Raw genomic sequence first — 19,146 nt, 5'->3', positions numbered from 1 at the left:
TCATGGGAGCGCAGCTCCGGGTCTACAAGCGTCGCATCAAATCCGTCACCGCGACGAAGAAGATCACCAAGGCGATGGAGATGATCGCCGCCTCGCGCGTCGTCAAGGCGCAGCGCAAGGTGCGGGCGTCGACTCCGTACGCGATCGAGCTGACCCGCGCGGTCACCGCGGTGGCCACGGGCGCGAACGACAAGCACCCGCTGACCACCGAGGCGGAGAACCCGACCCGTGCCGCGGTCCTGCTCCTCTCGAGCGACCGCGGTCTGGCCGGCGCCTTCAACTCCAACGCCATCAAGGCGGCGGAGCAGCTGACGAGGAAGCTGGAGAGCGAGGGACGCGAGGTCGACGTCTATGTCGTCGGCCGCCGTGGCATCGCGCACTACAACTTCCGTGAGCGCAAGCTGGCCGACTCGTGGACCGGCTTCACGGATCAGCCGGAGTACGCGGACGCCAAGAGGATCGCGGCTCCGCTGATCGAGGCGATCGAGAAGGACACGGCCGAGGGCGGAGTGGACGAGCTCCACATCGTCTACACCGAGTTCGTCTCGATGATGACGCAGACGGCGGTCGAGGCCCGGCTGCTGCCCCTCAGCCTCGACGAGGTGGCGAAGGAGGCGGGCGAGCAGGACACGCTCCGTCCGCTGTACGACTTCGAGCCGTCGGCGGAGGACGTCCTCGACGCCCTGCTGCCGCGGTACGTCGAGAGCCGGATCTACAACGCGCTGCTCCAGTCGGCTGCCTCCAAGCACGCCGCCACGCGTCGTGCGATGAAGTCGGCGACCGACAACGCGGGAGACTTGATCAACAACCTCTCCCGACTTGCCAACGCGGCCCGCCAGGCCGAAATCACCCAGGAAATCAGCGAGATCGTCGGTGGCACCGCAGCCCTGGCCGACGCGACCGCGGGGAGTGACAAGTAATGACGACCACTGTTGAGACGGCCGCCGCCACGGGCCGCGTCGCCCGGGTCATCGGCCCGGTCGTCGACGTGGAGTTCCCCGTCGACGCGATGCCGGAGATCTACAACGCGCTGCACGTCGAGGTTCCGGACCCGGCCGAGGAGGGCGCGAAGAAGACGCTGACCCTCGAGGTCGCCCAGCACCTCGGTGACGGCATCGTCCGCACCATCTCGATGCAGCCCACCGACGGCCTGGTCCGCCAGGCCCCGGTGACCGACACCGGCGCCGGCATCACCGTGCCGGTCGGCGATGTCACCAAGGGCCGTGTGTTCAACACGCTGGGTCAGGTGCTGAACGACGACGCCTCCACCGTCGCGGACGCCCCGCGCTGGACGATCCACCGCAAGGCCCCGGCCTTCGACCAGCTCGAGTCCAAGACCGAGATGTTCGAGACCGGCCTGAAGGTCGTCGACCTTCTCACCCCGTACGTCAAGGGTGGAAAGATCGGTCTGTTCGGTGGTGCCGGTGTCGGCAAGACCGTTCTGATCCAGGAAATGATCGTCCGTGTGGCCAAGCTGCACGACGGTGTGTCGGTCTTCGCGGGCGTCGGCGAGCGCACCCGTGAGGGCAACGACCTCATGGTGGAGATGGAGGAGGCCGGCGTTCTGGACAAGACCGCGCTGGTCTTCGGCCAGATGGACGAGCCCCCGGGCACCCGTCTGCGCGTGGCCCTCGCGGGTCTGACCATGGCGGAGTACTTCCGCGATGTGCAGAAGCAGGACGTGCTGTTCTTCATCGACAACATCTTCCGCTTCACGCAGGCCGGCTCCGAGGTCTCGACCCTGCTCGGCCGTATGCCCTCCGCGGTGGGTTACCAGCCGAACCTGGCCGACGAGATGGGTCTCCTCCAGGAGCGCATCACCTCGACCCGTGGTCACTCGATCACCTCGATGCAGGCGATCTACGTCCCCGCGGACGACCTGACCGACCCGGCCCCGGCCACCACCTTCGCCCACCTCGACGCGACGACGGTTCTCTCCCGTCCGATCTCCGAGAAGGGCATCTACCCGGCCGTGGACCCGCTGGACTCCACGTCCCGGATCCTGGACCCGCGCTACATCGCGCAGGACCACTACGACGCCGCCATGCGCGTCAAGGGAATCCTGCAGAAGTACAAGGACCTCCAGGACATCATCGCGATCCTCGGTATCGACGAGCTGAGCGAGGAGGACAAGCTCGTTGTCCACCGCGCCCGCCGTGTCGAGCGCTTCCTGTCCCAGAACACCCACGCGGCGAAGCAGTTCACCGGTGTGGACGGTTCGGACGTTCCGCTCGACGAGTCGATCGCCGCGTTCAACGCGATCTGCGACGGTGAGTACGACCACTTCCCCGAGCAGGCCTTCTTCATGTGCGGTGGCGTCGAGGACCTCAAGAAGAACGCCAAGGAGCTTGGCGTCTCCTGAGCCCCGTGCTCTCGTGAGGGGGGCGGGCCTGTCCCGCCCCCCTCGTCACGCCCATTAGAATTGACCCCAACACCCGGCACGACCGCCGGGTGGTGACCCGAGGAGCCACCCTTGGCTGCTGAGCTGCACGTCGAGCTGGTCGCCGCGGACCGGAGTGTCTGGTCCGGCGAGGCCACCCTGGTCATCGCACGTACCACCTCCGGCGACATCGGCGTCATGCCCGGCCACCAGCCGCTGCTCGGTGTGCTGGAGTCGGGCCCGGTGACCATCCGTACCAGCGAGGGCGAGACCGTCGTCGCCGCTGTGCACGGTGGATTCATCTCGTTCGCCGACGACAAGCTGTCTCTGCTCGCGGAGATCGCCGAGCTGGCGGACGAGATCGACGCCCAGCGCGCCGAGCGTGCGCTGGAGCGCGCCAAGTCGGAGTCGGACGCCGCCGCCGAGCGTCGCGCCGATGTCCGGTTGCGTGCGGTAGCGGTCCGCTAGCGGACCGCGCCGAGAGTTGTGCCCTCAGCCGCGGCACGGGCTGGAATCATCCAGACCGTGTCGCGGCTGAGGCGATGCAGATGCAGGTTGTATTCGGTTACGCCGGCCATGCCGGTCACGGGACGCAGCGAGGAGGTCGGTGAAGATGTTCCTCGCTCTGCTCCTGAGCGGCCTGGTCGTCGCACTGGTGGTGATCGGGCTCTTCGTCTTCGGCTTGCGCCGCAGGCTGATCCAGCGTGCCGGCGGCACCTTCGACTGCTCCCTGCGCTGGAACGTTCCCGAGAAGCCGGACCTCTCCGGCAAGGGCTGGGTGTACGGCGTCGCCCGCTACAGCGGTGACCAGGTCTCCTGGTTCCGTGTCTTCTCCTACGCGCCGCGCCCGCGCCGCGTTCTGGAGCGCTCGGCCATCGAGGTCCTGGACCGCCGGCTGCCCGAGGGCGAGGAGGAGCTGGCGCTGCTCTCCGACGCCGTGATCCAGGGCTGTATGCACCGCGGGACCCGCGTGGAGCTGGCGATGAGCGAGGACGCGCTCACCGGCTTCCTCGCCTGGCTGGAGGCGGCGCCTCCGGGCCAGAGGGTCAATGTGGCCTGATACGGAACGTACGAAGGCGGGGACGGCGTGCTGCGCCGTCCCCGCCTCCGTTTCGGGGGGCTAGTTCAGCCCGTTGTTGATGGCGCCGACGAGCTCGCCGCCCGTGGTGTCACCGCTGAACTCCCAGAAGAAGGCTCCGCCCAGGCCCTGGTTCTTGGCCCAGGCCATCTTGGACGTGACGGTGGCCGGGGTGTCGTAGCTCCACCAGTTCGTGCCGCAGTGCGCGTACGCCGTACCGGCGACCGTGCCGTTGGCCGGACAGGTGTTCTTCAGGACCTTGTAGTCCTCGATGCCCTGCTCGTACGTGCCGGCCGCCGGGCCCGTCGCCGTGCCGCCGGGGGCGGACTGGGTGACGCCGGTCCAGCCGCGGCCGTAGAAGCCGATGCCCAGCAGCAGCTTGTTCGCCGGGACGCCCTTGGCCTTGAACTTGGCGATGGCCTCGGCCGAGTTGAAGCCGGCCTGCGGGATGCCGGCGTACGAGGTCAGCGGGGAGTGCGGGGCCGTCGGGCCCTTCGCCGCCCAGGCGCCGAAGAAGTCGTACGTCATCACGTTGAACCAGTTCATGTACGGCGCGGCGCCCGCGTAGTCGGCGGCGTCGATCTTGCCGCCGGCGGAGGCGTCGGCCGTGACGGCCGCGGTGACCAGGTTGTTCGCGCCGAACTTGGCGCGCATGGCCTGCATCATGTTCTTGAAGGCCGCCGGTCCGCTGGTGTCGCAGGACAGACCGCAGGCGTTCGGGTACTCCCAGTCCAGGTCGATGCCGTCGAAGACATCGGCCCAGCGCGGGTCCTCGACCAGGTCGTAGCAGGACTGGGCGAAGGCGGTCGGGTTCTGGACGGCCTGGCCGAAACCGCCGGACCAGGTCCAGCCGCCGAAGGACCACAGCACCTTGATGTTCGGGTACGCCTTCTTCAGCTTGCGCAGCTGGTTGAAGTTGCCGCGCAGCGGCTGATCCCAGGTGTCGGCGACGCCGTCGACGGACTGGTCGGCGGTGTACGCCTTGTCGTAGTCGGCGTAGGCGTCGCCGATGGTGCATTTGCCGCCGGTCACGTTGCCGAAGGCGTAGTTGATGTGGGTGATCTTGGACGCGGAGCCGGACGTCACGATGTTCTTGACGTGGTAGTTGCGGCCGTAGACACCCCAGTTGGTGAAGTACCCCATCTTGACCGTGGACCCGGGGTTCGGGTTGCCGCCGCCTCCGCCGGTGGTGCGGACGCTCGCGGCGCCGCTCGCCGGGCCGGTCTGGTCGGCGGTGTCGCGGGCGACGATCGTGTAGCTGTAGTCGGTGCCGGCGGTCAGCCCGGTGTTGGTGTACGTCAGTCCGGTGACCGTGGCGATCGTGGTGCCGTCCCGCTTGACGTCGTAGTTCTTGATGCCCTTGTCGTCGGTGGCGGCGGTCCAGGTCAGCTTGACCGAGGTGTCGGTGATGCCGGAGGCGACGGGGGTGCCGGGGGCGGAGGGGGCGTTGTCGCCGGGCTGGGTGGACCCGTCGCAGGAGCCGCCGTTGACCTTGCAGCCGCTCGGCGCGCCGGTGCCGGTGCCGTTGAAGCCGAAGGAGACGGTGGCGCCGGGGGCGAGGGTGCCGTTCCAGCCGACGTTCTTGGCGGTCCAGTGGGTGCCGGAGCTGGTGACGGTGGCGTCCCAGGCCGAGGTGACGGCGGTTCCGGAGGGGAAGTCCCACTCGACGGTCCAGGAGGAGAGCGTGGTGGTGCCGGTGTTCTTCACCGTCCACTTGCCCTCGAAGCCGGAGCCCCAGTCGGTGACCTTGGTGTACGCGGCGGTGGCCGCCGTGGCGGCTTCGGCGGGTGCTGCGAGGCCGACCATGGCGGCCAGGGGCAGGATCAGGGCGGTGAGACCGGCGGCGGCCCGGTGTCTGAACCCTGTTCTGCGCGTCGGTGCTTGAGAGCTCAACGGTGCTCCTCACGTTGCGGACGGACAAAGGTGGGGGTGGTCCGTGAACATGCGCGCGCCCCGCGAGCGTAGGAAGGTCTGGACCAATCGTCAAGAGGTCCAGACCAACGTCGACCGCGGGCGCGTCAGACGCCCAACTCCTGGGCCAGGACGGCTGCTTGGACCCGACTGCGCAGCTTCAGCTTCCCCAGCACCTTGCTGACGTGGGTCTTCACGGTCGCCTCGGCCATGTCCAGACGTATCGCGATCTCGGCGTTCGACAGCCCCGCGCCCAGCGCGGAGAGCACCTCCCGTTCCCGTGGTGTCAGGGCGTCCAGTACAGAGGGGTCCTTGGGGGCGCTCCTCGACGCCGAGAACTCGGCGATCAGCCGCCGGGTCACCGCCGGGGCGATCAGACCCTCGCCGCGCGCCACCGTCCGTACCGCCTCGATCAGGTCCTTCGCGTCGGTGTTCTTCAGCAGGAACCCCGCCGCCCCGGCCCGCAGCGCCCCGAAGACGTACTCGTCCAGATCGAAGGTCGTCAGGACGAGCACATCGGCCAGGCCCTCGGAGACCACAAGACGGGTCGCCGTCACCCCGTCCATCCGGGGCATCTGCACATCCATCAGGACGAGGTCCGGGCGCAGTTCGCGGGCCAGCTCCACCGCACGCTCGCCGTCGGCGGCCTCTCCGACCACCTCGATGTCGGGGGCGCTGCCCAGGATCAGGACCAGCCCCGCCCGTACCGCGCTCTGATCCTCGGCCACGATCACCCGAACCATGCCTGTGGCTCCTTGTCACTCGTCCCGACGGGCAGGACCGCCCGTACGTGCCACACCTTGCCCCCGTCGTCGGCCGGCAGGGGACCGGCCTCGAACTCCCCGTCCAGGAGCGCCACCCGCTCGCGCATCCCGACCAGACCCGCCCCCGAGCCGGGTGCGCGCGGCCCCGGCTGCCCGCCGAAGGGACTCGTCACCCCGACCGTGAGCGCGCCGTCCGGGCGGCGGCCGAGCTCCACCCGCACCTCGCCGGGGGCCGCGTGCTTGAGGGCGTTGGTCAGCGACTCCTGCACGATCCGGTACGCGGCGAGCTCGACCGGCGCCGGCAGCCGCCCGCCGTTCGCCTCCCGGGTGTCGTCGAGGACGAGGTCGAGCCCGCTCGACGCGCCGTTCGTCCGGGCCTGAGCCAGCAGCGCCTCCAGGCCGTCCAGGGTGGGCGCGGCCGCTGGTTCGGTGTCACCGCTGCTGTCCCGCAGCAGCCCGATCAGCCGCCGCATCTCGGCGAGTCCCTCGACGCTGTTCTCCCGGATGACGGTGAGCGCCTGCCGGGTCGTCCCCGGATCGTCGATCGACAGCGCGGCGGTGGAGTGGATCGCGATGGCGGAGAGATGGTTGGCGACCATGTCGTGCAGCTCCCGGGCCATCCGGGCGCGCTCGGCCACGACCGCCTGGGTCCGGTCCATCTCGGCGAGCAGCGCGGTCTGCTCCGCCCGCAGCCGCGCGGCGTCGGCCGCCTGGCGGTGGTTGCGCACGACCGCGCCGGTGACGGCCGGGAGGAACGACACCATGCCCGTGACCAGGCCGACCAGCAGGGCGATCGCGTTCTGCCACCAGACGAGGAAGCCGATCGTCACGCCGATCGTGATCAGACCGGTCGTGTACGGGATGCGCCGGGCGGCCGCGGGTGAGCCGTAGACCACGGCCGCGTAGACCACGTCCGTGAACATCAGCGCGGTCACGAGGCTGCCGTGGGTGAACTGGTCCGCGACGAGGGCGAGCGTGCCGACGGCCAGGGCGGTCTGCGGCAGGGAACGGCGCAGGGACTCCATCGCGGCCATGACGGCGAGCGGGACCAGCGTCGCCCAGCGCGCCGTGACCAGTGCGTCGTTCTGGGTGTGCAGACCGAAGGACCACATCAGCAGCCCGATGGCGAGACCGCCGGCGGCGATCAGCAGGTCGTGGCGGTGCGGTCGGGGGAGTGTCACGTCCCCATCCAACACGCTACCCACGGCCCGGACCTCGCCGTCCGGGCCGATCCGTCCCTCCATCGAACGATGTAGGCGTACGTCGTCACTGGCGACGACGAGAAGCCCCGGCCGGGGCGGGACGCTGAGAGGGAACCGAGAGGAGTACCGCCGTGATCGTCGCACTCATCGCGATCTGTGAGGTCGGCTTCTGGGTCCTGCTGGCCGCCGGACTCGCCACCCGCTATCTGCTGAAGATGCCCCGGGCGGGCCTGGCCCTGCTGCTGTGCGAGCCGCTCCTGGAGGTCGTGCTGCTCGTCGTCACCGCGATCGACCTCAAGAACGGGGCCGAGCCGAGCTGGAAGCACGGCCTCGCCGCGGTCTACATCGGCTACACCGTCGGCCACGGCCACCGCACCGTGAAGTGGCTCGACGGCCACGCCGCCCACCGCTTCGGCGGCGCCCCGCCGCCCGTCGGGCCGCCGCGGTACGGCATGGCGCGCGCCCGCCACGAGGGCAGGGTGTGGCTGGGCTCGGTGACGGCGGGGGCCGTCGCGTCGGGGCTTCTGCTGCTCGCGGCCTGGTACGTCGGTCCGGACGGGAACGCCGAGTCGCTGAAGGCATGGATCTTCGTCGCGTGGCGGGCGGTCGGCATCCACGGCCTGATCGCGCTGTCGTACGCGCTCTGGCCGAAGAAGGCGCCGCAGGAGGCGTCGAAGGAGGAGCCGAAGGAGACCCCGGACGGCGAGCCGGAGGGGCGGCCGGAGTCGGCGCCCCCCGCCCGGGACCGGGTCCGGAGCTCGTCCGGGGACCGTGTCTAGCGGTCCCCGCCCGGGACCCAGAGCACGTCCCCGACCTCCTTGTTCGCCACCCGCGCGAGGATGAAGAGCAGGTCCGACAGCCGGTTGAGGTAGGTCGCGGTGAGCGGGTTCATCGTCTCGCCGTGGACCTCCAGCGCCGCCCAGGTGGAGCGCTCCGCGCGCCGGACCACCGTGCACGCCTGGTGCAGCAGGGCCGCACCGGGCGTGCCGCCCGGGAGGATGAAGGAGCGCAGCTTCTCCAGCTCCTCCAGGAAGCGGTCGCAGTCCGCCTCCAGCTTGTCGATGTAGGACTGCTCGACCCGCAGCGGCGGGTACTGCGGGTCCTCGACCACCGGAGTGGAGAGGTCCGCGCCCACGTCGAACAGGTCGTTCTGCACGCGGACGAGGACCTTCACGACCTCCTCGTCGAGCTGCCCGAGGGCGATGGCCGTGCCGATGACGGCATTCGCCTCGTTGGCGTCGGCGTACGCCGAGATCCGCAGATCGGTCTTGGCGGTCCGGCTCATGTCGCCCAGCGCGGTGGTGCCCTGGTCGCCGGTACGGGTGTAGATGCGCGTCAGATTGACCATGACCCCAGCGTAGTGAGCCCAGGGCCCTCCGGACCGTCCGTGTGCCGACCGTCACGGGGTCAGGCCGGCCGGGCCGCCGTCGGAGCCCCCACCACCGCCTTCGCCAGACTGCGCGCCGCCTGCCGTGCCTCCTGCTCCGTCGTGAACCGGCCGAAACCGATCCGGATGCTGCCGCGGATCCGCTCCGGCGACAGCCCGATCGCGCGCAGGACGTGGGAGGGCTCCTGGGCCGAGCTGTTGCAGGCGGACCCCGTCGACACGGCGATGTCCGTGACCTCCAGGAGCAGCTGCTGCGCGTCGGCCCCCGCGAAGGACAGGTTCACCGCGTGCGGCAGGAACCCCGGGCCCGTACCGCTGTTCAGGGTGTACGGGACCCGCTCCGCGAGCTCCGACAGGAACAGCTCCCGCAGGCCGGCGAGCCGTACCGCCTCCTCCGCCCGCCGCTCGGCCAGTACGGCGACGGCCGCGCCCAGTCCGATGACGGCGGCCGTGTTGACCGTCCCGGCGCGCAGCCCGCGCTCCTGGCCGCCGCCGTGCAGCAGCGGCAGCAGCGGCGCGCGGTCGGCGAGGCGGTTGGAGACGTACAGCACGCCGATGCCCTTCGGGCCGTAGATCTTGTGCCCGGAGAACGTGAGCAGGTCGACTCCGAGCTCCCGGACGTCGACCGGGAGGGACCCGACTCCCTGGGTCGCGTCGCAGTGCAGCGGAACCCCGGCCGCCCGGGTCACCGCGCCGATCTCCGCGACCGGCTGGACGGTGGAGACCTCGTTGTTCGCGAGCATCACCGAGACCAGCGCGGTGTCCGGCCGCAGCGCCGCCGCCACCTGCCGCGCGGTGACCCTGCCCGCCGTGTCGACCGGCAGCACGGTGACCTCGTGCCCCGCCGCGGTGAGGGACCGACAGGTGTCCAGGACGGACTTGTGCTCCACCGCCGTCGTCACCACATGACGGCGCTCGCCGGGACGGACGACCCCCTTGATCGCGAGGTTGTTGCCCTCCGTGGCGCCCGAGGTGAAGTAGATCTCGCTGCGCCCCGCCCCGACGAGCCGGGCGACCGCCCCGCGCGCCCGCTCGACCTCGCGGAACGCGCGGATGCCGGCCGCGTGCGGGCTGGACGGATTGGCGAAGTGGTGCGTGGCGGCGAAGGTCATCGCCTCGACGACCGCCGGGTCCGCCGGGGTGGTCGCCTGGTGGTCGAGATAGATCGTGGCCATGCCGGCTCTCCCTTGCGTGACGGACGATCAGAAGTCGTACGGGGTGTAGGACATGGCGATCGGATCGGCGCAGGCGGCGTCGGCGAAGACCAGCACGATCTCCTCCTCGGGCGTGGCCTGCGTCCGCAGATAGATCTCGGCGCCCTTGGTCACCTTGTCCCGGTCGGCGAGGGAGTTGATGTCGACGACATGGCGGTGGGCGCAGTCGGGGAACGCCCGCAGCCGGGCGAAGTAGCGTGCGAAGTACTCGGCGACGATCAGCGGACAGCGCGGTACGACATGGTCGTCCTTGACGACCCCGGCGAGGACCTTCTCGTAGCCACGGGAGCGGAAGAGGATCTCGTCCCCTTCCCTCGAGAACAGCGGATGCGCCTCCGGCTCGCGCAGTCGGCGTTTCATCAGGCGCGCGGCGCGATTGCGCAGGGTGCGCTCGCGGGTGACGGTGTACGAGATACCGGCGCCGGCGGCCGAGGCGTCGAGCGGGGAGAAGTCCGTCTCGCCGGAGGCCGCGGTGGACCGCGCCGCCGCCGACGCCGTACAGACGTCGCCGGAGCAGGACATGCCGAGGTCGTTGACGATGACGTCGTACAGCACCTTGTTGCCCCGGTGCAGACGGCGGGCGGCGGCGCCGGTCTCCTGTGCCAGGGCGAAGGAGTTGAGCGAGAACTCCCCGATGCCGGCGGCTGTTTCGAAGTAGCCGCCCGCGACGAGGACGGCGGAGCGGGCTGTGGGGGAGACGGTCTCCAGGAGGGGTTCGACCCGTGGTGGGACGGTCCGGGTCCGGGGGGTGGCGAGGGTGGTCATGTGTGCACTCCGTTCTTCCGGGTCGGGGATCGATCGGATGGTGCGGGTGTGACAGGTGTGTCGGGCGCGTCTGTCGTGCCGGTGGCGAGGTCGGTGGTCCGGGCGGCGGTGCCGACCGCCGCGCCCACCACGCAGAGCACGGCCGACCACTGGGCGAGCGAGAGTCGCTCGCCCAGCAGCGCCAGGCCCACCAGCGCCGCGATGACCGGCTCCACCGTGGACAGCACGGCGAACACCCGGGGCGGCATCCGTCGCAGTGCGGCGAACTCCAGCGAGAACGGGATCACGGTCGTCAGCACCGCCACCGCGAGCGCGGCGCCGAGCACCCCTGGTTCGAGAAGGACTCCGGGGGAGGGCAGCCCCAGGGCCGGGGCGGTGGGCAGGGCGAGCACGGCGGCGAGGGTGATGCCGAGCGCCAGTCCCGAGCCACCGGGGACGGCCCGGCCGACGCGGGCGCCGAGCACGATGTAGCCGGTGAGCGCGGCGCCGGTGAGCAGGCTCGCCCCGAGGCCGACCGGGTCGTCCATGCCCCGCGTACCGCCGAGGACGAGCAGGCCGGTGGCCGCGAGCGCCACCCAGAAGCGGTCGAGGGCGCGCCGCGAGGTGAGCGCCGCGAGCAGCAGGGGTCCGCTGAACTCCAGGGTCACCACGACACCCAGCGGGAGCCGGGAGGTCGCCTCGTAGAAGGAGAACTGCATGACGGTGAAGACGGCCCCGTACGGGAGCAGCAGCCGCCAGTGGGTGCGCAGGAGCCGGGGCGCGGGTCGGGAGAGGAGACAGAGGAGGGCGGCGGCGATCAGCAGGCGGAGCAGCGTCGCCCCGGCCGGGCCGGTCTGCTCGAAGAGCCGCTTCGCGAAGGCGGACCCGAACTGCAGGCTGACCATGCCGGTCAGCAGCAGTACGGGCGCGGGTGCGGCTCCCAGGGCGTACGGACGCATGACGACGCCTCCTCTCCGGCTGTGGGGTCGTCGGCGAGCGAGGACGACTATATACCCCCTAGGGGTATAGGGCGACGGGAGGAATGGGACGGGGGAGGTGTCGTGAGTGTGACGTCCGTCAAACCGGGCGTGACGCGCATTACTTAGCGGTCACATGAGGGCTCACGCCCGCTAATCTCCGCCGGAGAGCCAGAAGTGAACAGGCGTTAAGGGGTGGAAGACCGTGGCCAGGAAGCTCGCCGTCATCGGAGCCGGACTCATGGGGTCCGGAATCGCGCAGGTCTCGGCCCAGGCGGGGTGGGACGTCGTCCTGCGTGATGTCACCGATGCCGCGCTGACCCGGGGCACCGACGGCATCAAGGCGTCGTACGACCGCTTCGTCGCCAAGGGCAAGCTCGACGCGGCCGAGGCCGAGGCCGCCCTCGGCCGGATCACCGCCACCACTGAACTCGACGCGGTCGCCGACGCCGACATCGTCGTCGAGGCCGTCTTCGAGAAGCTGGAGGTGAAGCACGAGATCTTCCGCGCCCTCGACAAGACGGTGAAGGACGGGGCCGTTCTCGCCTCCAACACCTCCGCCATCCCGATCACCAAGATCGCCGCGGTGACGGAGCGCCCGGAGGCCGTCGTCGGCACCCACTTCTTCTCGCCGGTCCCGATGATGCAGCTCTGCGAGCTCGTCCGGGGCTACAAGACCAGCGACTCCACCCTCGCCACCGCGCGGGAGTTCGCCGAGTCCGTCGGCAAGACCTGCATCGTCGTCAACCGCGACGTCGCCGGCTTCGTCACCACCCGTCTCATCTCGGCGCTGGTCGTCGAGGCCGCCAAGCTGTACGAGTCGGGCGTCGCCACCGCCGAGGACATCGACGTCGCCTGCAAGCTGGGCTTCGGCCACGCCATGGGGCCGCTCGCCACCGCCGATCTGACCGGCATCGACATCCTGGTGAACGCCACGAGCAACATCTACACCGAGACCCAGGACGAGAAGTTCGCGCCGCCGGAGCTGATGCGCCGGATGGTGGACGCCGGTGACATCGGCCGCAAGAGCGGGCAGGGCTTCTACAAGCACTGAGTTCCGAAGGCCGTTTGGGCGATCACCCCAGAGGGTGAATTCGGTATCAGTTCGCTTACAAGGCGCAACGCTTCTGCGCCCATGACAGTCAGTTGATGCAAAGACGGAGCACTCCCAGGGAGCGCATATGCACATCAGGGGCGACCACGTCGAGCTGGTCGTCGGGGGCCGCCTCGACGTGCGCAGCGCGGCGGACGCCCGTTCGGTCCTGCACTCGGCCGTCGACGACGGAGTCGGCGACCTCGTGCTGGACCTGACCGGTCTCGACTCCTGGGACGCCACCGGGCTCGGGGTCATCATGGGCGCACACCGCCGGGCGGGCCGCTGCGGCCGCCGGCTCGTGCTGCGCGGCGTCCCACCGCAGATGCAGCGCCTGCTGGTGGCGACCCGGCTGCACCGCATCCTCGCCATCGAGGGCGGTCTCGCCGCGGAGTCGCTGCCCCGCGTCTGATCCTCGTGTCCGGCGGCGGGGCAGGCCGGACCGCGGCGTGAATCGTCGCCGTACCACCTGTGAAGCTGCTGTGCGAAACCGGCGTCCCGGGCCAATCCTTAGCGGACCGTGACGTCTTGGGCGTCCGGCACCCCACCTGTTCCGCGATACTGGAACACGGTCTAGGGTTCGGTCGCCCGCTCATTGACGGACCCACCCGGCGGGCACCGGACCAGAAGCGACAGGCAGCGTGCAGATCGGCCGGAGGGGCTTCCGCACGCACCGCTTTTGGGGGGCTTTGACCATGGACCCGATGAACCGGGAGCCGGAAGAGTTCGGCTACGACCGCGAGGGCGACGACGCCCGCGACGGACGCGGCGGCCCCGCGCCCGAGCGCGGACCGTCCACGCCCTCCCGGGCCCGCACCGCCCGGGTCGTCTCGGGCGACCTGCTGCTCACCGTCAACCCCGTCGACGGCAGCGAGATCGAGGCCTGCCCGCCCGGGGAGCAGCCCGCGCCGCCCCGCCGCCGTACCGCCCAGGAGCGGGCCGACGCCGCCCGTGCGGCCGCCCCACCCGTACCGCCGGGCCCCGCCGCCCCGCGCCTGCCGCTCCTCGAACGGCAGGAGGAGCACGAGCGGCTCGTCCAACTCCTCGCCCGCGGCCGCTCCGTCCGCGTCACCGGCCCCACCGGCTCCGGCCGCACCGCGCTCCTCGACGCCGTCGCCGCCGACTGCGCCGACCTCGCGCCGGACGGAGTCGTCCGCCTCTCCGGCTACCACCGGACCCCGGCCGAGCTGCTGTACGAACTCTTCGCCACGGTCCTGCACGCCCCGGACCACCGGCCCGACCGCCCCGCCCTGCTGGAACTGGTCCGCGACATCGGCGCGATCGTCGTCGTCGACGACCTGGAGTTCGGCGGCGCCACCCTCGACGAGCTGCTCACCGCCGCACCCGAGTGCGCCTTCCTGCTCGCGGCCACCCCCGACGTCCCGGCCCCCTCGGCCGACGCCCACCTCGAAGAGGTCACCCTCGCCGGCCTCGGCCGCGCCACCGCCCTGGAACTCCTGGAGCGCACCGTCGACCGGCCGCTCACCGACGACGAGGCCAACTGGGCGGGCGACCTCTGGTTCGAGTCCGAGGGCCTGCCACTGCGCTTCGTCCAGGCAGGCGCCCTGCTCCGCCAGCGGGACCGGCTTCGGGTCACCCCCGCCGAGTTCGACGCCTTCGGCGCCCAGGAGGACGCCTCCGCGGAGTTCGACGCCTTCGGCGCCCTCGACGACGCCTTCGGGCCCGCCGCGGCCCCGGCGGCCCCCACGGACGCCGCCGACGCCGGCGACGTCGAACTGCGCGACGTACCGCTGCCCAGCCTCGGGGAAGGCGCGGCCCCCGCCGCCCTGCTCGCCTCCCGGCTCAGCCGCTCCGCCCAGGAGACCCTGCGGTTCGCCGTCGCCCTCGGCGGCGAGGTGCCGCACCAGGCGCACCTCCCCGCCCTCGTCGGGGACACGCACGCGGACGCCGCCCTCGGCGAGCTCATGACGTGCGGACTGCTCACCCCGGTGGGTCCGCGCTACCGTCTCGCCACCGGTGTCCTCACCCAGCTCCTCGCCCAGGGATACGGCGGGTCCGGCGAGGACACCTCCGGCCGGGCCCACACCGTCGCCCAGCACTACGCCTGGTGGGCCGGACACCCCTCCGTCACCCCCGCCCGCGCGGCCGCCGAGTCCGACGCCGTGCTCGCCGCCCTGACCGCGCTGCTGCCCGGCACGGCCCCCGAGCACCCCGCCGCCGCCGTGCTCCTCGCCCGCAGCGCCGCGCCGGCCTTCGCCGCCGGACTCCACTGGGGAGCCTGGGAGCGCGCCCTGCGCAGCGGCCAGGAGGCCGCCAGGCTCGCCGGCGAGGTCGCCGAAGAGGCGTACTTCCACCATGAGTTGGGCGTTCTCGCACTCTGCTCCGGCAACCTGGAGCGGGCCCGCGCCGAACTGGAGGCCTCGATCGGGATGCGCGGGGTCCTCGCCGACAAGCGCGGCACCGTCGCCGGCCGCCGGGCGCTCGCCCTGGTCGCCGACCGCGCGGGAGGCACCCCACGCGGCGACGGCCTGCCCGCCGTCCGGTCCGAGGAGCCCGTCTCCCCGCCCCGCGGCATCCCGAAGGCCGTGGTCCCGCGGGCCGTCACGCCCACGGCCTCGCCCACGGCCTCGCCCACGGTCTCGCCCGCGACCGCGCCGATCCCCGCGATCTCCGCGTTCCCGGAGTTCGCCGACGAGGGCCCGACCCTCATCACCCGCTCCGACGCCCCGCAGAGCGCCGGTGCCCAGAACGGCGGTGCCTCGAAGGCCGGCGGTCGCTTCGGCATCGTCGCCGGAGCCCGCCGCAACCTGGTCGCCGTCGGCACGGGCGCGCTCCTGGCCGCCGTGCTGGGCACCGTCGTGACGATCGGCGCCACCTCCGGCAACGCCGAGGACCCGGGCTCCAACCGCGTCACCTCCGACCGCACGGCCGGGGAGGACGCCGGTGACGACGGCCTCGACGCGGAGGAACCGACCGACGACGCGACGGGCAGCCCCTCGGACTCCCCGAGCTCCCCGGGTCCCTCCGGCTCGACGACCTCGTCCGCCACCGGCGCGCCGGGCACGTCCGCGTCCCCGTCCGGCTCGCCCAGCACGAGCGGTCCCACGACGGGCGCGCCGTCCACGGCGACCACGGGCCCGCGCCCGACGCTGAGCCCGACGACGCGGCCGACACCGACCAAGTCGCCGACGCCTTCGCAGAGCCCGTCGCCCTCGGACTCGTCGACGCCGTCACAGACGCCGTCCCCCACCGACACGGCGACCTCGGAGAATCCCTCCAACTCGGCCTCGGCGACGCTCGGCAGCGGGTCCGCCTCCGGCGACCCCAGCGCCACGGGCAGCCCGGCCTGACGGCTCCTGTCGGACGCGGCGGCGAGAATCCCGGCCCCGGCCCCGGCAGCTTCGCGCGCGAAACGGCCCCGGGTGCGTTCACCGCACCCGGGGCCGTAGCCGTACATCCGTATCCGTATCCGTACTAGAACAGCCGCAGCTTGTCGTCCTCGATGCCCCGCATCGCGTCGTAGTCCAGCACCACGCAGTCGATGCCGCGGTCCGTGGCCAGCACCCGCGCCTGGGGCTTGATCTCCTGGGCCGCGAAGACGCCCCTCACCGGTGCGAGGTGCGGGTCGCGGTTCAGCAGCTCCAGATAGCGGGTGAGCTGCTCCACACCGTCGATCTCGCCGCGCCGCTTGATCTCCACCGCGACCGTCGCCCCGTCGGCGTCCCGGCACAGGATGTCCACCGGGCCGATCGCCGTCGGGTACTCGCGGCGGATCAGCGTGTGGCCCTCGCCCAGCGTCTCGATGCGGTCGGCGAGCAGCTCCTGGAGGTGCGCTTCCACGCCGTCCTTGATGAGGCCCGGGTCCACCCCGAGCTCGTGCGAGGAATCGTGGAGGATCTCCTCCATCGTGATGATCAGTTTCTCGCCCGCTTTGTTGACCACGGTCCAGATGCCGGCCTCACCGTCGACACCCTCCTTCAGGGTGCACGGCGGCGACATCCAGTTGAGGGGTTTGTACGCCCGGTCGTCCGCGTGGATGGAGACGCTGCCGTCTGCCTTGACCAGGATCAGACGGGGGGCGGAGGGCAGGTGGGCGGTGAGCCGGCCCGCGTAGTCCACGGAACAACGGGCGATGACGAGACGCATGGTCGGCAACGCTACAAGACGAGCGCTCTTCCGCGCGATTCGGCTCTTAACGCCCGCCCAACCCCCGTCGGTTATTGGCCGGTTGTGGCCCCAATCTCCTGGTGCGCTCAGGACGGCGCGCTTACCGTGGAAGCTGGAGGTCGCCGTCCGTGCACGCTGCGTGTCGTACGGGGGGTCCTTCATCCCTGCCCGTAAGACCCCGCCCGGCGGGGTCGCGAGAGGAGAACCCATGTCGCTCGACGTCTCACCGGCGCTGTTGGAACAGGCCGAGCGAGGCGAGGTCGACGAAGCCGACTTCGTCGACTGCGTCCGGACCTCCCTGCCCTACGCATGGGAGATGATCAGTTCTCTGGTGGCTCAGCTGAAGGTCGACGGCGGAGAGTTCGCCGACAACCAGACGCCGCCGCCGAACGAGCAGGCACGTGGTCAGCTGTTGCGTGCACTCGCGAGTGATGCGATCCGTGGTGCGCTGCAGCGGCACTTCGGCGTGCGTCTGGCCTTCCAGAACTGCCACCGCGTGGCGGTGTTCCCGCTGGACCCCGCGGTGGACGAGCGGCTGGCCCGCTTCACCTCCGTACGGGGGCAGCTGCTCAACCAGTCGCCGGAACTGCGCGACTGCTGAGGCAATGGTGCTGCCGCTCCGCATCGTGGAAGACGCGAACGATGCGAGAGGTGCCGGAGCGGCGGCATCCCACCCGACCCGCCCATGAACTCAGAGCAGCAGGGGAAGCACCTCGGCGCCGAGCCGCCGTACGTTCTCCTCGGTGGCCGCGAGATCGCCCGTGCCCTCGGCGAGCAGTGCGAAGCGTGTGATGCCCGTACGCTCCGAGGTCGCCGCGAGGCGGTCCGCCGCGCGCCGGGGCGTGCCCACCGGGTGCAGCCCGCACAGCAGCTCCGTGTACGCGACGGGGTCCCGCATCGAGCGGTGCCGGCCGTCCACCGTCACATGGGCGTCGAGACCCTGCCTCAGCCAGCCCGGCATCGCCTTCACCAGGGCCTCGGCGGCGTCCGCCCCGCGGTCGGCGAGCTGGGCGACGCCCGCCGAGACATGACCGGCGCCGATCCGCGCGATCTCGTCGGGCGTGCGGCCGGCCTCCCGGGCGTACCGCCGCCAGGCGGCCACCATCTCGGCCTTGTCCTCGTCGCCGCAGTGCATCCCGAGCAGCATCGGCAGCCCGCGCTCGGCGGCCAGCCTGACGCTCTTGGGGGAGGTGCAGGCGACGACGACCTCGGGCGCCGGGTCCCCGCCGATGAGCTCGCCGGGCCGGGGCACGACGGCCACCTCGCGGAAGGCGAATCGTTCTCCCTCGGCCGAGACCCGGGGCTCGGACAGCCAGCGCAGCAGCAGGTCGAGCGATTCGGGGAAGCCCTGCTCGTACGCCGGGAGACCGGCGCCGAACACCTCCAGGTCGACCCAGGGCCCGCCCCTGCCCACGCCGAGCGTGAAGCGGCCCCCGGAGGTCAGATGGAGCAGCGCCGCCTGCTCGCCCAGCGCCACCGGGTGGGCCGTCGGCAGCACGCTGACCGCCGTGCCGACCCGGATGCGGCGCGTGCGGCCCAGCAGCAGCGCGGCCAGGGTCACGGCCGACGGACACACTCCGTACGGAACGAAATGGTGCTCGGCGAGCCAGACGGAGTCGAGACCCGACTCCTCGGCGACCTCGGCGGTCCGCACCGCCCGGTGCAGCGCCTCGCCCTGGCCCTGGCCCGGGAACTGGGCGGCCAGCACAAACGTACCCACGCGCATCGCCTTCTGCCTCCTTGCGGCCGACGCGGTTCTCCCCCTCGTACCGGCAACAACGTCTGACACGTGCCAAAGGCAACGGCCGCTCACGAAGTTCTTGCGATTTTCCGCTGATTCGGCCTGGAGGGTGGGCGAGGACATCCCGTAGCGGCCCGTAGGCTTGATGGAACCTTCCGTGTACCCGGCTCCCGTGAGGTGATTCGTGTCCCCGCGTCGCAACCGTCCCCATGGCGGCGAGAAGCCCCTTCCCCAGGGTGAGCCGGGCGACCGGTACGGCGGGCCGCAGCGCACGGAGTTCTGGCAGGGCGAGGAGTGGTTCGTCCGCCACGTCGCCGGCGCGAGCGGGCCCGGCAAGCGCTACCGCTGCCCCGGCTGCGACCAGGAGATCCCCGGGGGCGCGCCGCACGTGGTGGCCTGGCCCGAGTACGGGGGAGTGGACGACCGGCGGCACTGGCACAGGGCCTGCTGGAACGCGAAGGACCGCCGCACCTCCAGGGTGCAGCGGTCCCGTAGCGCGCCGAGGTACTGAGCCCCCGGCACCGCAC

At 71.5% G+C, this 19,146-nt stretch carries 19 protein-coding genes; 10 read left to right on the top strand and 9 right to left on the bottom strand.

Annotated elements, in window-relative coordinates; genetic code table 11:
• Positions 1-2 precede the first annotated feature (2 nt).
• From ACFYV5_RS08305 to ACFYV5_RS08290, 4 genes are all read left to right on the top strand, one after another.
• Entirely contained in the window at positions 3-920 is a 918-nt protein-coding gene (locus ACFYV5_RS08305; protein WP_355107922.1) for a F0F1 ATP synthase subunit gamma, read from the top strand.
• Positions 920-2,362, top strand: coding sequence for a F0F1 ATP synthase subunit beta (gene atpD / locus ACFYV5_RS08300; protein WP_355107920.1), 1,443 nt, complete (start codon positions 920-922; stop codon positions 2,360-2,362). The genes ACFYV5_RS08305 and atpD overlap by 1 nt, the downstream gene beginning before the upstream one ends.
• A 111-nt stretch (positions 2,363-2,473) precedes the next feature.
• Positions 2,474-2,848 carry a F0F1 ATP synthase subunit epsilon gene (locus ACFYV5_RS08295; RefSeq protein ID WP_355107918.1) on the top strand — a complete coding sequence of 125 codons (375 nt, stop codon included), beginning with the start codon at positions 2,474-2,476 and terminating at the stop codon, positions 2,846-2,848.
• Positions 2,849-2,993: 145 nt separating this feature from the next.
• A complete protein-coding gene (locus tag ACFYV5_RS08290) occupies positions 2,994-3,440 on the top strand; it encodes a DUF2550 domain-containing protein (protein ID WP_389165836.1) in 447 nt (148 codons plus the stop codon).
• Between the two features lie 60 nt (positions 3,441-3,500).
• Here the strand turns inward: ACFYV5_RS08290 and ACFYV5_RS08285 are convergent, their stop codons facing one another.
• The 3 genes from ACFYV5_RS08285 to ACFYV5_RS08275 form a co-directional block, all read right to left on the bottom strand.
• Positions 3,501-5,264, bottom strand: a complete 1,764-nt coding sequence (locus ACFYV5_RS08285; RefSeq protein ID WP_389166364.1) for a glycosyl hydrolase family 18 protein — start codon at positions 5,262-5,264, stop codon at positions 3,501-3,503.
• 212 nt (positions 5,265-5,476) lie between these two features.
• Positions 5,477-6,112: a response regulator gene (locus tag ACFYV5_RS08280; protein ID WP_389165833.1), complete on the bottom strand. Its 636-nt coding sequence runs from the start codon at positions 6,110-6,112 to the stop codon at positions 5,477-5,479.
• A complete protein-coding gene (locus ACFYV5_RS08275; protein ID WP_389165830.1) occupies positions 6,100-7,314 on the bottom strand; it encodes a sensor histidine kinase in 1,215 nt (404 codons plus the stop codon). The genes ACFYV5_RS08280 and ACFYV5_RS08275 overlap by 13 nt, the downstream gene beginning before the upstream one ends.
• Before the next feature lie 152 nt (positions 7,315-7,466).
• On the opposite strand from ACFYV5_RS08275, the gene ACFYV5_RS08270 reads away from it, so the two are divergent.
• A complete protein-coding gene (locus tag ACFYV5_RS08270) occupies positions 7,467-8,114 on the top strand; it encodes a hypothetical protein (RefSeq protein ID WP_389165827.1) in 648 nt (215 codons plus the stop codon).
• On the opposite strand, the gene ACFYV5_RS08265 is transcribed toward ACFYV5_RS08270, so the two are convergent.
• Genes ACFYV5_RS08265 through ACFYV5_RS08250 form a run of 4 tightly spaced genes read right to left on the bottom strand, consistent with a single transcriptional unit; the run spans position 8,111 to position 11,639 of the window.
• A complete protein-coding gene (locus ACFYV5_RS08265; RefSeq protein ID WP_355107908.1) occupies positions 8,111-8,683 on the bottom strand; it encodes a cob(I)yrinic acid a,c-diamide adenosyltransferase in 573 nt (190 codons plus the stop codon). The genes ACFYV5_RS08270 and ACFYV5_RS08265 overlap by 4 nt on opposite strands.
• A gap of 59 nt (positions 8,684-8,742) precedes the next feature.
• Positions 8,743-9,897: a cysteine desulfurase family protein gene (locus ACFYV5_RS08260; protein WP_389165824.1), complete on the bottom strand. Its 1,155-nt coding sequence runs from the start codon at positions 9,895-9,897 to the stop codon at positions 8,743-8,745.
• Between the two features lie 27 nt (positions 9,898-9,924).
• Positions 9,925-10,701, bottom strand: a complete 777-nt coding sequence (locus tag ACFYV5_RS08255) for a hypothetical protein (protein WP_355107904.1) — start codon at positions 10,699-10,701, stop codon at positions 9,925-9,927.
• The gene (locus ACFYV5_RS08250; protein WP_355107902.1) at positions 10,698-11,639 is read right to left on the bottom strand and encodes an EamA family transporter; all 942 of its coding nucleotides are present in this window, start codon (positions 11,637-11,639) and stop codon (positions 10,698-10,700) included. The genes ACFYV5_RS08255 and ACFYV5_RS08250 overlap by 4 nt, the downstream gene beginning before the upstream one ends.
• Before the next feature lie 223 nt (positions 11,640-11,862).
• Between ACFYV5_RS08250 and ACFYV5_RS08245 the strand changes: the two genes are divergently transcribed.
• The 3 genes from ACFYV5_RS08245 to ACFYV5_RS08235 all read left to right on the top strand — a co-directional run bounded on the left by ACFYV5_RS08245 (position 11,863) and on the right by ACFYV5_RS08235 (position 16,061).
• On the top strand, positions 11,863-12,711 hold the full coding sequence (locus ACFYV5_RS08245) for a 3-hydroxyacyl-CoA dehydrogenase family protein (protein ID WP_389165820.1): 849 nt from the start codon (positions 11,863-11,865) through the stop codon (positions 12,709-12,711).
• 127 nt (positions 12,712-12,838) lie between these two features.
• On the top strand, positions 12,839-13,162 hold the full coding sequence (locus ACFYV5_RS08240; protein WP_355107898.1) for an STAS domain-containing protein: 324 nt from the start codon (positions 12,839-12,841) through the stop codon (positions 13,160-13,162).
• Between the two features lie 292 nt (positions 13,163-13,454).
• A complete protein-coding gene (locus ACFYV5_RS08235) occupies positions 13,455-16,061 on the top strand; it encodes an ATP-binding protein (protein WP_389165816.1) in 2,607 nt (868 codons plus the stop codon).
• A 124-nt stretch (positions 16,062-16,185) separates the two neighbouring features.
• Here the strand turns inward: ACFYV5_RS08235 and nucS are convergent, their stop codons facing one another.
• Positions 16,186-16,857, bottom strand: coding sequence for an endonuclease NucS (nucS, locus tag ACFYV5_RS08230; protein WP_355107894.1), 672 nt, complete (start codon positions 16,855-16,857; stop codon positions 16,186-16,188).
• 229 nt (positions 16,858-17,086) lie between these two features.
• On the opposite strand from nucS, the gene ACFYV5_RS08225 reads away from it, so the two are divergent.
• Complete coding sequence (locus ACFYV5_RS08225) at positions 17,087-17,479, top strand: SCO5389 family protein (RefSeq protein WP_017236120.1); 393 nt, start codon at positions 17,087-17,089, stop codon at positions 17,477-17,479.
• Positions 17,480-17,569: 90 nt separating this feature from the next.
• Here the strand turns inward: ACFYV5_RS08225 and ACFYV5_RS08220 are convergent, their stop codons facing one another.
• On the bottom strand, positions 17,570-18,604 hold the full coding sequence (locus ACFYV5_RS08220; protein WP_389165813.1) for an LLM class flavin-dependent oxidoreductase: 1,035 nt from the start codon (positions 18,602-18,604) through the stop codon (positions 17,570-17,572).
• Between the two features lie 199 nt (positions 18,605-18,803).
• On the opposite strand from ACFYV5_RS08220, the gene ACFYV5_RS08215 reads away from it, so the two are divergent.
• Positions 18,804-19,130 (top strand): ATP/GTP-binding protein, encoded by a 327-nt coding sequence (locus tag ACFYV5_RS08215; protein WP_389165810.1) that lies wholly within the window; start codon positions 18,804-18,806, stop codon positions 19,128-19,130.
• The last annotated feature ends 16 nt before the right edge of the window (positions 19,131-19,146 follow it).

The sequence above is a fragment of the Streptomyces sp. NPDC003035 genome, from assembly GCF_042888285.1.
GTDB lineage: Bacteria > Actinomycetota > Actinomycetes > Streptomycetales > Streptomycetaceae > Streptomyces.
Note: the sequence above shows the minus strand (reverse complement) of the source record. Positions and strands in the feature narration are given on the sequence as shown.

What these genes read in the sequence shown, in the direction of transcription:
- ACFYV5_RS08305 (WP_355107922.1), top strand. Translation starts at nt 3, where the DNA reads ATGGGAGCGCAGCTCCGGGTCTACAAGCGTCGCATCAAATCCGTCACC.
- atpD (WP_355107920.1), top strand. Translation starts at nt 920, where the DNA reads ATGACGACCACTGTTGAGACGGCCGCCGCCACGGGCCGCGTCGCCCGG.
- ACFYV5_RS08290 (WP_389165836.1), top strand. Translation starts at nt 2,994, where the DNA reads ATGTTCCTCGCTCTGCTCCTGAGCGGCCTGGTCGTCGCACTGGTGGTG.
- ACFYV5_RS08285 (WP_389166364.1), bottom strand. Translation starts at nt 5,264, where the DNA reads ATGGTCGGCCTCGCAGCACCCGCCGAAGCCGCCACGGCGGCCACCGCC.
- ACFYV5_RS08280 (WP_389165833.1), bottom strand. Translation starts at nt 6,112, where the DNA reads ATGGTTCGGGTGATCGTGGCCGAGGATCAGAGCGCGGTACGGGCGGGG.
- ACFYV5_RS08265 (WP_355107908.1), bottom strand. Translation starts at nt 8,683, where the DNA reads ATGGTCAATCTGACGCGCATCTACACCCGTACCGGCGACCAGGGCACC.
- ACFYV5_RS08260 (WP_389165824.1), bottom strand. Translation starts at nt 9,897, where the DNA reads ATGGCCACGATCTATCTCGACCACCAGGCGACCACCCCGGCGGACCCG.
- ACFYV5_RS08255 (WP_355107904.1), bottom strand. Translation starts at nt 10,701, where the DNA reads ATGACCACCCTCGCCACCCCCCGGACCCGGACCGTCCCACCACGGGTC.
- ACFYV5_RS08250 (WP_355107902.1), bottom strand. Translation starts at nt 11,639, where the DNA reads ATGCGTCCGTACGCCCTGGGAGCCGCACCCGCGCCCGTACTGCTGCTG.
- ACFYV5_RS08240 (WP_355107898.1), top strand. Translation starts at nt 12,839, where the DNA reads ATGCACATCAGGGGCGACCACGTCGAGCTGGTCGTCGGGGGCCGCCTC.
- ACFYV5_RS08235 (WP_389165816.1), top strand. Translation starts at nt 13,455, where the DNA reads ATGAACCGGGAGCCGGAAGAGTTCGGCTACGACCGCGAGGGCGACGAC.
- nucS (WP_355107894.1), bottom strand. Translation starts at nt 16,857, where the DNA reads ATGCGTCTCGTCATCGCCCGTTGTTCCGTGGACTACGCGGGCCGGCTC.
- ACFYV5_RS08225 (WP_017236120.1), top strand. Translation starts at nt 17,087, where the DNA reads ATGTCGCTCGACGTCTCACCGGCGCTGTTGGAACAGGCCGAGCGAGGC.
- ACFYV5_RS08220 (WP_389165813.1), bottom strand. Translation starts at nt 18,604, where the DNA reads ATGCGCGTGGGTACGTTTGTGCTGGCCGCCCAGTTCCCGGGCCAGGGC.